The organism is Arthrobacter sp. UYCu511, from assembly GCF_040547105.1.
GTDB classification, from domain to species: Bacteria; Actinomycetota; Actinomycetes; order Actinomycetales; family Micrococcaceae; genus Specibacter; species Specibacter psychrochitiniphilus.
The window spans coordinates 25616-39674 of the sequence record NZ_JBEPPB010000019.1 but is presented as its reverse complement, the minus strand read 5'-3'; the positions used below and the strand labels follow the sequence as shown (position 1 = coordinate 39674).

Here is a 14059-nt window from a genome sequence, read left to right as displayed (position 1 = left end):
AATCTTAACAACGACCTCCGCGCGCGCCCGGAGACCTACTATTCAGCCTTCGCGGCGCCCGTAGATCCGCACCGAGAGTTCCCCGGCAACCTTGATGACGTGCGCCGCAAGATCCGGCCACTTCTCTGCCGGAACCTTTTCCTCCAGAAACGTCACGGCCACAGCAGCCACGGGCCAGCCGAGATGATCAGTGACCGCAGCCGCCACCGAGCCGAACCCGTCCGAGATCTCTCCGTTCTCGGTGGAGTAGCCGCGGAGCCGCACCTGATCCAGATGGGCGGACAGTGTGGAGTACTTGGCAATGGGGGCCGGCACTTCGGTCAGGGAGCTAAAGGCTGCCGCGTTGGGGTACAATGCCCGAACCTGGGACTTGGGCAGAGCGGCCAGAATTGCTCGGCCGGTAGCCGTGAGGTGACTGGGAAGCCGCACCCCCACGTCGGTCACCAAGGAGGGCCGGTGTTTGGCCCGTTCCTCGACGATGTACAGGACATCACGCCCATGCAGGACTGCCAGGTGGGCGCTTTCTCCAAGCTTGTCCACGAGCGCCGCGAGCAGCGGCCTCCCCAGCCGGGACAAGGGCTCTTGCCGTGAATAGGCGCTGCTGAGCTCAAAGGCGGCAACACCCAATCCGTAGCGCTGCTCCTCGTGCAGATGCATAACAAAGCCGCTTTGCTCCATTACCCCCAGCAGGTGGTAGACACTGGATCGGGGCAGTTCCAAGGTAGTGGCAATGGTGGAAGCCGCCAGCGGTCCACGCTTGGAGGAGAGTAGTTTCAGTATCCGCAAAGTGTTCTCTGCGGCAGGGACCTTGGAAGGCTTAAGCTCAGTGTTTGTCATGATCCCCTCATCGTCGGCGCAAATCGCCATGACTCTTTCCACAATATAGAATATTGGCGTCTGAAATCCCAGAATATCGGGATGCTGAGGACACTTTCGGCCCAGAAACCGGCAGATGAGTGAGGCTTGCCACGCCATTTGCTTTGACAATGACGCAGCACACCATTCGCGCTGCGTGAGAAGGCTCACTCATGAACTCCAAGGGATCCGCACTTACCCGCGGCCTGAACGCCCGCCATATCCGCTTCATGGCGTTGGGCTCAGCCATCGGCACGGGCTTGTTCTACGGCTCCTCGAGTGCCATCCAAAAGGCCGGCCCGGGCGTCCTGCTGGCGTACATCATTGCCGGCGCGGCAGTCTTCATGGTCATGCGCGCCCTGGGTGAACTCGCCGTCCGGCACCCCGTATCCGGCTCCTTTGGCCAATATGCCAGCCGCTATCTAGGCCCACTAGCAGGATTCATCACCGGCTGGACCTATGTTTTTGAGATGGCCATCGTGGCCATTGCCGATGTCACGGCCTTCAGCATCTACATGGGCTTCTGGTTCCAGGATGTCCCGCGCTGGATCTGGGTTCTGGCCATCATCTTCTTCCTGGCCGCCATCAACCTGCTCAGCGTGAAGGTGTTCGGCGAGCTGGAATTTTGGTTCTCCCTCATCAAGGTCTCGGCCATCCTCGCCATGATCGCCGGCGGAGTGGCCATTATAATTTTCGGTTTCCACATGGACGGCGCACAGGCGGTTTCGGGCCTGGGCAATCTTGTAAACAATGGCGGATTCCTGCCCAACGGCTGGGTGGGGTTGCTGGCCGCGTTCGCCGTGGTCATGTTTGCCTTTGGCGGCATTGAAACCATTGGTGTGACGGCTGGCGAGGCGAAGGATCCCGGCAAGTCGATCCCGGCGGCCGTCAACACCGTTCCGGTGCGTATTTTGCTCTTCTATGTTCTGACGTTGGGCGTGCTGATGAGCCTGATCCCGTGGAATGACATCACGGGCGAGACCAGCCCCTTCGTCCAAATTTTTGATTCCCTGGGCATTCCCTTGGCGGCGCACATCCTCAACGCAGTAGTCATCACGGCGGCTCTCTCGGCCATCAATAGCGATATCTTCGGCGCCGGTCGCGTCCTGTTCGGCCTCTCCCAACAAGGCCACGCACCCGCCGCCTTTGGCCGTATTTCCAAACGCGGAGTGCCGTGGATGACCGTCATGCTCATGACGGGCGTGCTACTGGTGGGCGTGGTCCTGAACGCCACCATCCCCGAGGACGTATTCTTGCTGATCGCCTCCATCGCCACGTTCGCAACGGTGTGGGTGTGGATGATGATCCTGGCCTCGCATGTGGCCATGAAGCGCGAGATCTCCCGCAACAACCTTGCCCCCTCCACCTTCCCCGTGCCGCTCTGGCCGCTCGCCTCGATCCTGACAAGCGTGTTCATGCTGGGCATCATCGTGCTGTTGGGAATCTACCCTGACACCCGGGTGGCACTCTATGTTGGGGTGGCGTGGCTGGTGCTGCTGACCCTTGCCTTTAGGCTGTGGGTCCGTGGTGATGGACGACGCCGGGCCGTCCTTCTCGATGAAACCCCGCCTGCCGCCGCGGCTAGCCAGGTACCGGAGCCGGCGCTAGAGGCAGCTACTGCGGTTCGGCATCGTTGAGCACTAGGGCGCTGCGCCCAAACTGGCGTACTTTACTGTCATCCCACAGCTGAGCGGGCATGGCACCGCCCAGAAGGGCCCGGGGCAATCCGGCGCCGTCACCCAGTGGGGAGTCGCTGCCAGCAATGATGACATTGCCGGAGCGGCGCCCCTTCAACATGGGCGGGTCCGCGATGATCACGGTGTGTTTGAATGCGCCCGCAATGGTGGCGGCTTCGCGCCGCGCAACGGCCAGCGCGGGTGAGTCACCGCAGTTAACAACATATACGCCGCCGGGAATGAGTACCTTCTTGGCGGCGCTGGTAAATTCTGCTGTGGTCAGCGCAAACGGCGTCTTGGACCCGGCAAAAACATCCCGGATCACCAGGTCCCGGCTGCCCGCTGTCAGCGATTCGGTGACTTCGCGTGCCTCACCCACCCGGATCTTCAGCAGCGGCGCGCGGGGCAAATCAAACCATTCCCGGACGTAGTTGGCCAGCTTCCCGTCAATCTCCACCACCACGTTGCGGGAGTTCGGGTAGGCGGCCACCAGATAGCGCGGCATGGAGCAAGCCGCCCCGCCCAGGCTCAGCGTGCGCAGATTTGCCCCGGCATCCCAGCGGTCCTGCACCAGCGCCATGATCCAGCGCATGTATTCAAAGTCCAGACGCAGCGGGTCGGCCAGGTCAACGTGGGAACTTTGTACGCCATTGAGCAGGAGGAGCCAGCCGTTGGGGTTGTCGCCGTCGGGAATCAGTACCGCCGTGCCGGTATCGGTTGAGAAGGTTCCGGCCACGGGCCCTCTGATGCCGGGCTCAGGCTCGGCCGCAACATTTTTTGGTGTGCGCTGACGTCCCATTAGAGGCTCGCAGTGGTGCTGCTGTTGGCAGCCGGGAAAGTAATCACCCTGCCAGCGTAGTGCAGTAGCACCGAGCAAGTTTTCGCCTGCATTTTCAGTGACAGTCCGGCCCTGGGCCAGTTGCCCATGCCGGCAGCACAGTTGGAACTTCCGCCCGCCGCCGGCATGGGTCACTCGTTAGACTGCGAGCAGTTCTCGCTCGCGCTCCACCTGCGCCGTGGGCGAAGTGTCTTCGTTCAACGGGGAGTGGGTACCGGTGTTCAACGGTTTGAAGCGGTCAATCACAACCACCAACCCCAACGAGAGAACTCCCCAGATGCCAAAGTTGAGCAGCGCCCCGCCCACTACGTCGCCGCCAAAGTACATGACGGAGCGGACAGCTTCAACAGCTGCCGGCATCGGCAAAATGTCATGGAGCGTCCGGAAAATTTCCGGCTGCATGTAGATGGACAGCGCCCCTCCCGAGGCGGGGATACCGACAAACATGAGAATGGCAACCACCGGCAAGATGGAGAGCATCCCGATGAGTCGCTCAAAAACTGCTGCAACCATGGCCATGGCAAAGATGGCCACAATGCCTATTCCGAACAGTGGCCAGAAGTGACCGTGAATGGCCCCAACCATGGGCCCTGCAATCAGATAGAGCACCGCAGACATGAACACTGACCAGGCGGCCACGATCGGTATGAGTTTACGCAGCGCCCGTGAGGCGGGTGCTGCGTTGGCGCCAACAACGATGATCAAGAATCCCGCCATCATCCAGCCCATCGCCATGTACATGGGGACTGTTCCAGCACTGTCGCCATCTGTCAGCGGCGCCGTGTTTTCAACGTTCAGCGTCATGTCCTGGCCAGCAGCTACCTGCCCGAAGATGGTGGTGACAAGCTGCTGGGCACTGGATCCTGCGGCCTCATTGGTCAGCAGCAACGCGGAGCTGTCCTGTGCCGAAGGCAGTACCAGTGCAGCCGTGACCTGGCGATCGTGAACCAAGGCGCGGGCCTCGTTCTCAGAGTCCACAGCACGCAAATCAAAGAGTCCCGCCATATTGGTGTCCAGCTGGTTCACTGCCTCTTGGCTGGCCTCAGCTGTGGCACCGACAATGGCAACAGGCATATCGCGCGGCGTGGGCTCCCCCATGGCGCCGAGCATGAAGGAAATCATCATGGCCACCATGGCGAACGGGAAGAACAGCAGCGCGGTGTAGCGCCAGAAACGTGATTTGGGGCGCTTGCCACCATGCAGGGATTGCACGGCAACGAACGGCTCAGGAGCATTGGGGTGCTTGCGGGACTTGTACACGTCATATCCGAAGGTCAGCAGTAACGCTACGACCGCCCCGATCGCAAGGACAATAAGGTGAGGTGCCACTCCTACACCGTCAAAGTACATGACCGAACGCAGCGCCTCACCCAGTGCAGGCGTGGGCAGGAAAGAGTGCAGGAATGCGTAGAAGCCGGGCATGGTGTGCACGGATAGGCCCATGTTGGAGGCTGGTACGCCCAGCACCATTAGAAGGAGCATGGCTACGATGATGGCCAAGGGCCCCAGAAGTCGAGTGAATAGCAACTGCACCGCACCGACGGCAAAGACACCGAGCCAGCAAATTCCCAGCACAGCCCATGCATGTCCTTGCACCACCCCTAGAATCGGACCGGTCACAGCCCACACCAACCCGGAAACAAGTGCCGCCCAGCCTGCCAGCAAAGGCACAGCACGGCGCTTACGCAGCAATTCCGGGGAATTGGAGAGCGTCAGGCTAAATGGCAGGTATCCGGCCATGATGAGCGCGGTGGTCATGAACATGGCCCCCAGCCCGGACTTATCAGTGTCCGGAAGCGGCGCGAGGTCCTGCGCCTGTAGCTGCAGTCCTTGAGCCATGATTTGCGGGGCAAGGAGCCCAGTCACCGTTGTGGCCTGCGAAACTCCGGCGGAACCGGCCGTGTACAGGGTGGCCTTGCCGTTTTCAATAACGACGGCGGCACTAACCTCACGGCTCACAACTTGCCTGCGTGCTTCTTGGGCACTGGCAACTGTGCGGACATCCACGGCATCCGGATCTGTTGTTTCCAGCGTCTGGGCAAACGCCCCCGCGGCGGCTGGGGCTCCGGCAATTGCAATGGGCATGTTGTTCGGTGCCGGGGAGTGCATGGCGGCCAGATAACCGCCAACCATCATTCCCACCATGATCAGCGGCATCATAAACATGGCCACGTAGCGTCCAATGGTTTCAGCCTTGGCGCGCTTGCCCGCAGCCGCCTCTGCCTCTTCTGCGCTCACCCCGGCTGCAGGAATTGGCGCACCGGGTACGCTCTCCGCCTCCGTGTTTGAGGCCACTGGGTTTGAGGCCACTGGGTCATGCTTCGTGACGGGCGCTGTGGCCGCAGCGTTTTTCCCGTACACGGTGGGTTCATTGCCCGGCGTTGGCTCGCTTGGGTTCTCTGAGTTGCTGCTCAAGTTCATACTCCTGGTGCTGGCTAAAGTTACGTGGTGCCCCGTCTTGCCAGAAAAATGTGCCCGAAAGCTGCCTGGCGCTGTTGGCACATCTCGTGCCGACGGTCGTATTTAACCACTTTACGCCACGTGGCGTAAAAAGGAATAAGACGAGTGCAGCATCACAGCGGCACCCGGCCACGGTACGGTGGTGAGTTGAAAGAAAGTGGGCATCATGGGACATCACGGAGACAAGGCGCGCGAGGCACTGCTAGATGCTGCCGAGGAACTTTTTGCCATTCACGGGGTAGATGCCGTCTCAAACCGAAAGATTGCCGAGCATGTGGGGACCCATAACCATTCGGCCGTGGCCTACCACTTCGGCAACCGGGACGAATTGATCCGAGCACTGCTTGAACGCCACCTGCACAGCATGCAAGGGCGGCGCAACGAACTTCTGGCAGACCTGCCCGAGGACGCAGGGCTACGGGAGGTGATTGCCTGCCGGATATTGCCGTGGGTGGAGCAACTCGCCGCTATGCCACAGCCAAGTTGGCGTGCACAATTCCTCTACCAGGTGCGTTCGGTCCCATCCGCAGCGAAAGTACTGGCGTCGTCCTTTGAAACGAACGACGGCTTCGATGAGCTATTCCTTCGCATGCGCGATAGTTTGAGTGATATTTCGCAGCCCATTTTGCGGGCACGGGCCAGCGTGCTGGGACATTTGGCGTTGGGCATTTGTGCCGAATTTGAGGCTGCGTTGCAGGCGGGTACACAGCACGGCAACTGGACGTCCGTGGGCTATTTCCTTATTGATGCCGGGGCGGGAATGTTGGCGGCGCCGGTGACACACAGCGAGGATTTCCTGAGCCCGCCAACCATTCCCAGCCTGATCTGAACCGGGCTGTCCTAAACCAGCCGCACATGAACCGGGTAGCCGGCGTTACTGACCGATCCCGTCCAAGGCCCCTTCCAGCCGGCTCACCTTGCCGTCGAGTTCGCCAGTATGGCCGGGGCGAATATCGGCTTTGAGCACCAGGGAGACCCGCGAACCATAACGGCCCACAGCCTCGGTAGCGCGCTTGATAACCTCCATGACCTCATCCCATTCACCTTCAATTTCGGTGAACATGGAACTTGTCCGGTTGGGCAGGCCTGATTCGCGAACCACTTTCACGGCCGCCGCCACCGCAGTGTGGACGGATGCGTCATCACCGGTGCCGGCCGGTGCGTCAAGGGGTGTGCCGCTGGGTGCCACTGAAAAAGCCACAATCATGAGAATCTCCTTGATGGGTTGTGTTTACGGGTGCTGCTTCTATTATGGGCAGTCCACCCCATTGGCGTATGCACGGGTTCCAGATAAAGTAGCTAAAATGCTTCCCACTCTTTTTGCACTTCCGCTGGCCCCTGCCCCGGACCCCTACGACTACAGCTACGACACCACCATGGATTCCGCAGCATTCGCGGCCTTCTTCATGGCCCTGATGGGCATCTACGCGCTCATCTTTGTGGTTGCCTGGCTGGTCACCGGATTCGCTTGGGCAGGAGTTTTCAACAAGGCCGGGTATGCCAAATGGAAGGCGTTCGTGCCCTTCTACAACAGCTGGATCATGGTGAAGATGGTAGGGCGCCCAGAATCCCATTTCTGGTTCCTCTTCATCCCGTATTTCAACATCTACATGATGATTGTCATTATGAATGACATGTCCAAGTCTTTCGGCAAGGATACCGGTTTCACGGTGGGTCTGGTCCTCTTACCCGTTGTTTTTGCCGCCATTCTCTCCTATGGTGATGCCGCGTACCGCGGACCGTCGTACCTAAGCGCCGATCAGAAGCAGCAAGCCATGTACTACGGGCAGCAGCAATTTGTCCAGCAGCAGTACGCGGCCGCCCCCGGCCAGCAATACCCGAACGCACAGTACCCGCCAGCGCAATACGGCCAGCAGCAGTATCCCAACCCGCAGGATCCGAACGCCCAATACCCCGCAGCACCCTACCCCGCTGCACCGGATGGCCAGCCGGCGGGTCCCAACCAGCAGGATCCTGCGCAGAACCCGTTCGGCTCAGGGCCAGCCCAGCAGCCGTAGCCCGGCGGCGGCCCCGGCCCCGGCGAGGACCACCACGAGAAATGGCGCCTTGCACCAAAGCGCAATTGCGGCCGCCACGAGGGCGCCGATCCTGGCATCCACCACAACGGAGGCGCCGCTGGCTGCGGCGTTAACAACCGTCAGGGAGGCCAACAGGCCAATGGTCAACGTTCCTGCCACCCGCGACATCCGCGGATTGGCGAGCACCTTCGCCGGGACCAGGTAACCCAGCAGCTTTGTCAAATACCCCACAACCGCGGCCACCAGCACCCAAAACCACAGATTCATGGCTGGCCCCCGTCCGTGCCGGGCGTGCTGTGCTCGCTGCTGGGTCCGGGGCTGTGCCGGTAAGGCTCAATATCAGGTTCCAGACCGTCGTCAATATGACCTGGAGCATGGGACGGGGTGCCTCCTCTGCGGAACCAGCCAATGATCCCGGCCGCGAGGGCGGCCACTAAGATGGGGACGCCCGGTGGCACGAACGATACCGCCAGCAGGGTCACGAGGGCGCACACCACGGCGATCGCAGCCGGCTGGATTGCCTTTATTCGCGGCCAGAGCAGGCCCAGGAACGCTGCCACGGCAGCACCGTCAAGCCCCCATTGCTTGGGATCACCCAGGGCGTTGCCGATCACTGCGCCCACGGCGGTCATGATGTTCCACAGAATAAAAATGCCCAGCCCGGCAACCCAGAAACCACGCTTTTGCTCATCTGGGTCCGTTTGTCCCGTTGCCGTGGCGCTCGATTCGTCAATGGTGACGTGTGCGGCCGCAAGGCGCCGCCATCCGGCAGGACGCAAAAGGGCGTTGATCTGCATGCCATAAACACCGTTGCGGATGCCCAAAAGAGCGGAGGCGCTCATGGCGGCCACACCGGATCCGCCTCCGGCAATCACACCGATGAAGGCAAATTGCGAGCCTCCGCTGAACAGCAGCAGGCTCAGCACCAAGGTCTGGAAAAAGCTCAGCCCGGATGCAACGGAAAGAGCACCAAAGGACACCCCGTACAAGCCCGTTGCAATGGCAATTGAGGCGCCAATTTTCGCTGCCGGGGAGCCTTTCAGCTCCGCAGCGAGCCCTCTGACGCTCACTGGGAAATGATGATAGGCATGGTGTTCGTGTCAATGGGCTCAGTAGACAGACTCAGGTGTTCTGTGCCGTGCAAGGCATCGGCTGCACGGACCAGGGCCAGGTGCGAGAAGGCTTGGGGGAAGTTTCCGGCCATGCGGCCACGCCCCATGTCATACTCCTCACTGAGCAGGCCTACCTCATTCGCCAGGCCCACAAGGGTGTCCATGAGGACCACGGCTTCCGGGCGGCGTCCGGTGTGTGCGTACTGTTCCACAAGCCAGAAGGAGCAGGCTAGGAACGGGTGTTCGCCAGGTTCCAAACCGTCAATGCCGGAGGTGGTCTGGTAGCGCATAATCAGCCCGTGCTCATCCACGAGCTCAGATTCCAAGGCGGCCACCGTGCCCAGCATTTCCGGGGAGCCGTAACCCACAAATCCCACCTGGGGAAGCACCAGCAAGGAAGCATCCGTGGTGGTTCCGCCGTACGTTTGGGTAAAGGTGTTCAGTTCCTTGTTGAAGCCGTGTTCCATGATTTCGGCCCGCAATTGCTCACGCAACTCTTCCCAGCGTTCAACATGGCCAGCCAGTCCGTGGTTGCGCACGGCCCGGACAGCACAGTCAAAAGCGGCCCACATCATCACCCGCGAATGTGTGAAGTAGGACAAATCCCCGCGCATCTCCCAGATGCCATGGTCACGCGAGGAAAGGTGATTCTCTACAAAACCCAGCATGGCCTGTTGCAATGGCCACGAGAAGTGGTCCTCGTGCCCACCGGCAAGCCGAAGCTTTTCCAACGCCACGAGGACTTCGCCCACAACATCGGCCTGGTACTGCCCCACGGCGCCGTTGCCAATGCGCACCGGCGCTGCGCCCTCATAGCCGGGCAAATGGTCCAGAACACCTTCGGGCAGGTCCCGCTCTCCTGACAGCCCGTACATGATTTGCAGGTCTTCCGGATCGCCCGCCACGGCCCGCAACAACCAGTCACGCCATTTCAGCGCCTCTTCCGCGTAACCGTGGGTCAGCATGGCTTCAAGCGTGAGAGCCGCATCGCGCAGCCAGCAAAAACGGTAGTCCCAGTTCCGTGCACCACCGAACTCTTCCGGCAGTGAGGTAGTGGGCGCAGCCACAATACCGCCGGTGTCTTGATGTGTCAGAGCACGCAACACCAGCAAGGAACGCTCAACGATTCCCGCATATTTTCCGTCGTGGTTGTAGCGTGCAGCCCAGTCATCCCAGTACCTGCAGGTCGCAGCCAGTGCGGCGTCCGTATCAATGGGGCGCGGTTCCGGCCGGTGGGAGGGGTACCAAACCAATTCCTGCTCAACCCTGGCCCCGGCCTGAACCGTGAACTTTCCTGCGTGTTCGCGGTGGGCCGCGTGCGGCAGCTCATCTCCTCGCAATACCAATGCATCAGGTCCTGCAACGCCCACAATTCCTTCGGAACCATCCGCATTCTTAACCCTGCGCACCCATGGCAACACCTTGCCGTAGCCCGGGCGGATAGTGATGTTCTGCTGAAATTCCACACTGCCGCTAATTCCTTCAATACGGCGCACAAGGGACGCCCGCCTGTCCCCGATCGGCATAAAATCAGTGATTTTTGCCGTCCCCGTTGGGGTTTCCCACACCGTTTCAAGCACAAAGGTCCGGCCAACGTAGCGGCGGTGCGCCACCGTCGCCTCGGGGTGGGATGGGGCCATCAGCCAGCGGCCATGGTCGCTGGTTCCCAACAGTGCAGTGAACACAGAAGGTGAATCAAAACGGGGAAAGCACAGCCAGTCAATGCTCCCATCGCGGCCCACTAGGGCGCCTGTGTGCAGGTCTGATAGGAGGGCGTAGTCTTCAATTCTCGATGCCATTGTTCCATGCAATCACATGGCGTGCCCAAAACGTCAAGGCCGTCTGTAAAGGCAGTCTGTATTAGTGCCGCTCCGTGAGCATCTCCCGGAGCGCCCGGGGCTTATTGCTTGTCAGTTGGGTGACGCCAGCACCAAGGCAAAGTTCCAGGTCCTGGGCACTGTCAACCGTCCACACCCGCAGGGTACGTCCCACGGCCAGCCAGCGGGCAACGTCACCTAGGTGAGTGCGCAGGTACTGAACGCCGGGTCCGGCGAGGAGGGCAACGCCGTCGTCCACCAACTGCTGGCGTTGCCACTGAAGGCGGTCCTCGGGTCCAACAACTTCAAGAAGTGCACACAGTTTCTCCGCGGCCACATGCTGGGCCAAGAACAGCACTGCCTCGGGGTGAAAGGACATGAAGGAGACCTCAATTTCTCCCACCGCGTGTCCCACACTGTGTACCACCGTGGAGGTCTCCGGGCTCCAGCCGCGGCCGCGCAGGGTGTCCAGCGCCGCCTCAACCAGCGCCGGGTCAAAGTGGCCGCCGTATTTGAATTCAATGGCGAGACTCATGGGACGGGAAGCCGTGCTGAGAATGTCCAGCAGTTCGGCCAGCGTCAGCAACTGTTCGGCCGTAGTACCAAATTCGGGCGGGATGGCGCACCCGTGCCAGGAACTGAAATCCACGGCGCGCAGCTGGGCCAGTGTCATCTTCGCCACAGCCCCGGAACTGTTGGAGGTGCGGCTGATGTCTTCGTCGTGGAGGAGCACCAGGGCACCGTCCGCGGTGAGGTGAAGATCGCACTCCACGCCGTCGGCGCCGTCGGCGATGGCTTGCAGGTAGGCGGCGCGGGTGTGCTCGGCATAGGCGGCACTGGATCCGCGGTGGGCGAAGATCATAGCTGTCATGGCCTCACGCTACGCTTACTGTCATGGCTTCGACACAACAGCTTGACCCGACCGGCCTCTCACCGCACCCGGATATTGCCAAGGCGGCAGCGCTGCGGCGCATGAAGAACATCGCTTTGGCATTGTTGGTATTCATGGCGGTGGTGTTTTGCTTTGCCTTTGCCCTGGCGCCACGCTTCCCCTGGCTGGCCTATGTCAGGTCCGCGGCCGAGGGCGGCATGGTGGGTGCCCTGGCCGACTGGTTTGCGGTGACGGCACTCTTCCGTTATCCCATGGGCCTGAAGATCCCGCACACGGCCATCATCCCCAACCGCAAGGACGAGATTGGTTCTTCCCTGGCGGAATTTGTGGAAACCAACTTCCTGTCCGAGGAAGTGGTGTCCCAGAAGCTGGCCAAGACCCAGATTGCCCAGAAGGTGGGGACGTGGCTGGCAAGGCCAGAAAGTGCCCAGCGGGTGGCCACCGAGGGCGCGGCCGCGATGCGCGGGGCGATTGCCGTTTTGAAGGACGACGACGTCAAGGACGTCATCGAATCCATGGTGCGCAAGCATGTCCTGGAGCCGCCGTGGGGCCCGCCCATTGGCAAGCTCGCGGAACGGATCTTTGCAGACGGCCACCACCACTCCCTGGTCGATCTTCTGGTGGACCGCTCCACCGCATGGATCAAAAGCAACCACACCACCATCAGTGGACTGGTTTCGACCCGTTCACCTAGTTGGGTGCCACAATTTGTGGACGGCCTGGTGGGAGATAAAATTTACACCGAAATCCACAAGTTTGCCCTTGCCGTACAGGAGGATCCGCACCACGAGGTCCGCCTGAAACTGGACGATTATTTGAAGGATTTGGCCCAGGAACTCCAACACGATCCGGCCATGATCGCCAAGGCCGAGGGCATCAAGGCCCAGGTTCTGGGAGACCCGGAAGTGCGGGAGCTGGCCGGGCGCACCTGGGAAACGCTCAAGGCTGCACTAACTGATGCGGTGGAGGATCCCACGTCCGAGCTGCGCCTGAAGTTCACCTCCGCAGTTCAGGACTTTGGTGCCCGCCTGGTCTCAGATACGGAACTGGCTGCCAAGGCCAACAAATGGATTTCAGACGCGGCAGCCTATCTCGTGGGCACATACAAGCATGAAATCACCTCTCTGATCACTGACACGGTGGAGCGTTGGGACGCAGCGGAAACCAGCCAGAAGATCGAACTTCAGGTGGGCAAGGATCTGCAGTTCATCCGCATCAACGGCACCGTAGTGGGATCCCTGGCAGGTCTGGCGATCTTCACCATTGCGACGCTCGTGTTCCACTGACGCTCGCGCGTCAGTTCTTACGGGTGTCAGCTCAGGGCTTGTGCGGCCTAAATTCGGGCACGGGCACATCAATTCCATGCGTCTTCCCTGCCTTCTTGGGCTTCACTCGCTTCACGGGCTTCACGGGCTTTGCTGACTTACCCGCTTTCACGGGCTTAGCCGTTTTCGCGGTCTCAAGTTCAGCCAGCAGCAGCGGCGGGATATCCAACGGCGCCGGACCGAAGGCGCGGTTGGCAGAGGCGATGACAGCCTTGCCCATCATGTAGTTGCCCACGCCGCCCACCGCGGCACCAATGCCAAACGGCAAGGCTTTCCCCACAATGGAAGCACTGCCCTTGACCGCCATCTTCTTCAGGAACCGCTTTTGCACCGGCGCCACGAGCGTCCTTATGGTGGCCAGCGGCATATTTTTGCTCACCGATTTCCCCCAGGCCTGCATGGGTGTTTTGCCAGTGCCGAGCGCGTGCCCGGTCAAACCCGCCAGCAGGGCCTGGCCCTCATCACCCAAGATGATAGTCATGACGGCCAGCTGTGCACTCTCCGGGTTTGCAAGACGCACCCCGTGCAACTCGGCCACCGACTGTGCGTAGAGAGCCGTGGCCTCGAGAAACACCACGGTTGCCGCTGCGGAAATGGACAGTGCCACCACCGTGCCGAATCCAGGAATGATGGCCGTGGCCCCGATGGCCGCTCCGCCCGTACCTACACTTGCGAGGAAGTCACGCTCCAAGCGCTGACTCAGTTCAAATGAGGTGGCATAGGGGTAGCGCCTGCGCAGGCGGCGCAGATTCGCCAGCACCAAGGGCCGTTGCACCTCTACAGCACTTAGCAACAGCCGGTGCAAGACAGGGGTCGGGTTACCCTTCTCATCGAACGCCACTCCCGCCACCATCTTCACCGCTGGGTTAGACTGTGCCGCATTACTGGTGAACCCTGAATCTGCGGTGAACCCTTGCGCGGCATTCATCCCCACATGGTTGAGATCTTTACGTGTCATGAAACTCCCCTGCCCTGTTTGTTATTAAATGGTATCCGGCATTCCTGAGCGCCGCCTCAGGGAACGTGTATGAGGTGAGCAGACAGG

13 protein-coding genes are annotated in these 14059 nt (G+C 60.8%); 4 read left to right on the top strand and 9 right to left on the bottom strand.

Going from position 1 to position 14059, the window contains the following annotated elements; translation table 11 throughout:
- Positions 1–42: 42 nt before the first annotated feature.
- Positions 43–837 carry an IclR family transcriptional regulator gene (locus tag ABIB48_RS17960; RefSeq protein WP_110105952.1) on the bottom strand — a complete coding sequence of 265 codons (795 nt, stop codon included), beginning with the start codon at positions 835–837 and terminating at the stop codon, positions 43–45.
- A 191-nt stretch (positions 838–1028) separates the two neighbouring features.
- Here ABIB48_RS17960 and ABIB48_RS17955 point away from each other — a divergent pair, with 191 nt between their 5' ends.
- Entirely contained in the window at positions 1029–2492 is a 1464-nt protein-coding gene (locus ABIB48_RS17955; protein WP_354213814.1) for an amino acid permease, read from the top strand.
- Here ABIB48_RS17955 and ABIB48_RS17950 read toward each other — a convergent pair.
- Together ABIB48_RS17950 and ABIB48_RS17945 are read right to left on the bottom strand one after the other, a co-directional pair.
- On the bottom strand, positions 2470–3330 hold the full coding sequence (locus ABIB48_RS17950) for a spermidine synthase (protein WP_354213813.1): 861 nt from the start codon (positions 3328–3330) through the stop codon (positions 2470–2472). The two genes, ABIB48_RS17955 and ABIB48_RS17950, sit on opposite strands and share 23 nt — an antisense overlap.
- Before the next feature lie 177 nt (positions 3331–3507).
- Positions 3508–5784 carry an ABC transporter permease gene (locus ABIB48_RS17945; RefSeq protein WP_354213812.1) on the bottom strand — a complete coding sequence of 759 codons (2277 nt, stop codon included), beginning with the start codon at positions 5782–5784 and terminating at the stop codon, positions 3508–3510.
- A 211-nt stretch (positions 5785–5995) separates the two neighbouring features.
- Between ABIB48_RS17945 and ABIB48_RS17940 the strand changes: the two genes are divergently transcribed.
- Positions 5996–6658, top strand: coding sequence for a TetR/AcrR family transcriptional regulator (locus ABIB48_RS17940; protein WP_354213811.1), 663 nt, complete (start codon positions 5996–5998; stop codon positions 6656–6658).
- 45 nt (positions 6659–6703) lie between these two features.
- Here the strand turns inward: ABIB48_RS17940 and ABIB48_RS17935 are convergent, their stop codons facing one another.
- A complete protein-coding gene (locus tag ABIB48_RS17935; RefSeq protein ID WP_110105853.1) occupies positions 6704–7036 on the bottom strand; it encodes a thiamine-binding protein in 333 nt (110 codons plus the stop codon).
- Positions 7037–7133: 97 nt separating this feature from the next.
- Between ABIB48_RS17935 and ABIB48_RS17930 the strand changes: the two genes are divergently transcribed.
- Positions 7134–7847, top strand: coding sequence for a DUF5684 domain-containing protein (locus ABIB48_RS17930; RefSeq protein WP_354213810.1), 714 nt, complete (start codon positions 7134–7136; stop codon positions 7845–7847).
- On the opposite strand, the gene ABIB48_RS17925 is transcribed toward ABIB48_RS17930, so the two are convergent.
- From ABIB48_RS17925 to ABIB48_RS17910, 4 genes are all read right to left on the bottom strand, one after another.
- Positions 7824–8135, bottom strand: a complete 312-nt coding sequence (locus ABIB48_RS17925) for an AzlD domain-containing protein (protein ID WP_110105851.1) — start codon at positions 8133–8135, stop codon at positions 7824–7826. The genes ABIB48_RS17930 and ABIB48_RS17925 overlap by 24 nt on opposite strands.
- Positions 8132–8938, bottom strand: a complete 807-nt coding sequence (locus ABIB48_RS17920; protein WP_354213809.1) for an AzlC family ABC transporter permease — start codon at positions 8936–8938, stop codon at positions 8132–8134. Before ABIB48_RS17920 ends, ABIB48_RS17925 begins: the two co-directional genes overlap by 4 nt.
- Complete coding sequence (locus tag ABIB48_RS17915) at positions 8935–10779, bottom strand: glycoside hydrolase family 15 protein (RefSeq protein ID WP_354213808.1); 1845 nt, start codon at positions 10777–10779, stop codon at positions 8935–8937. Before ABIB48_RS17915 ends, ABIB48_RS17920 begins: the two co-directional genes overlap by 4 nt.
- A gap of 61 nt (positions 10780–10840) precedes the next feature.
- Positions 10841–11668 carry a glycerophosphodiester phosphodiesterase gene (locus ABIB48_RS17910; RefSeq protein WP_354213807.1) on the bottom strand — a complete coding sequence of 276 codons (828 nt, stop codon included), beginning with the start codon at positions 11666–11668 and terminating at the stop codon, positions 10841–10843.
- A gap of 23 nt (positions 11669–11691) precedes the next feature.
- On the opposite strand from ABIB48_RS17910, the gene ABIB48_RS17905 reads away from it, so the two are divergent.
- Positions 11692–12975 (top strand): DUF445 domain-containing protein, encoded by a 1284-nt coding sequence (locus ABIB48_RS17905; protein WP_354213806.1) that lies wholly within the window; start codon positions 11692–11694, stop codon positions 12973–12975.
- 31 nt (positions 12976–13006) lie between these two features.
- Here the strand turns inward: ABIB48_RS17905 and ABIB48_RS17900 are convergent, their stop codons facing one another.
- Positions 13007–13972 carry a hypothetical protein gene (locus ABIB48_RS17900; RefSeq protein ID WP_354213805.1) on the bottom strand — a complete coding sequence of 322 codons (966 nt, stop codon included), beginning with the start codon at positions 13970–13972 and terminating at the stop codon, positions 13007–13009.
- Positions 13973–14059: the final 87 nt, after the last annotated feature.

Excerpts from the sequence above, each read along its gene's own strand:
- ABIB48_RS17960 (WP_110105952.1), bottom strand. The coding sequence starts at position 837 with ATGACAAACACTGAGCTTAAGCCTTCCAAGGTCCCTGCCGCAGAGAAC.
- ABIB48_RS17955 (WP_354213814.1), top strand. The coding sequence starts at position 1,029 with ATGAACTCCAAGGGATCCGCACTTACCCGCGGCCTGAACGCCCGCCAT.
- ABIB48_RS17950 (WP_354213813.1), bottom strand. The coding sequence starts at position 3,330 with ATGGGACGTCAGCGCACACCAAAAAATGTTGCGGCCGAGCCTGAGCCC.
- ABIB48_RS17940 (WP_354213811.1), top strand. The coding sequence starts at position 5,996 with ATGGGACATCACGGAGACAAGGCGCGCGAGGCACTGCTAGATGCTGCC.
- ABIB48_RS17935 (WP_110105853.1), bottom strand. The coding sequence starts at position 7,036 with ATGATTGTGGCTTTTTCAGTGGCACCCAGCGGCACACCCCTTGACGCA.
- ABIB48_RS17930 (WP_354213810.1), top strand. The coding sequence starts at position 7,134 with ATGCTTCCCACTCTTTTTGCACTTCCGCTGGCCCCTGCCCCGGACCCC.
- ABIB48_RS17925 (WP_110105851.1), bottom strand. The coding sequence starts at position 8,135 with ATGAATCTGTGGTTTTGGGTGCTGGTGGCCGCGGTTGTGGGGTATTTG.
- ABIB48_RS17915 (WP_354213808.1), bottom strand. The coding sequence starts at position 10,779 with ATGGCATCGAGAATTGAAGACTACGCCCTCCTATCAGACCTGCACACA.
- ABIB48_RS17910 (WP_354213807.1), bottom strand. The coding sequence starts at position 11,668 with ATGACAGCTATGATCTTCGCCCACCGCGGATCCAGTGCCGCCTATGCC.
- ABIB48_RS17905 (WP_354213806.1), top strand. The coding sequence starts at position 11,692 with ATGGCTTCGACACAACAGCTTGACCCGACCGGCCTCTCACCGCACCCG.
- ABIB48_RS17900 (WP_354213805.1), bottom strand. The coding sequence starts at position 13,972 with ATGACACGTAAAGATCTCAACCATGTGGGGATGAATGCCGCGCAAGGG.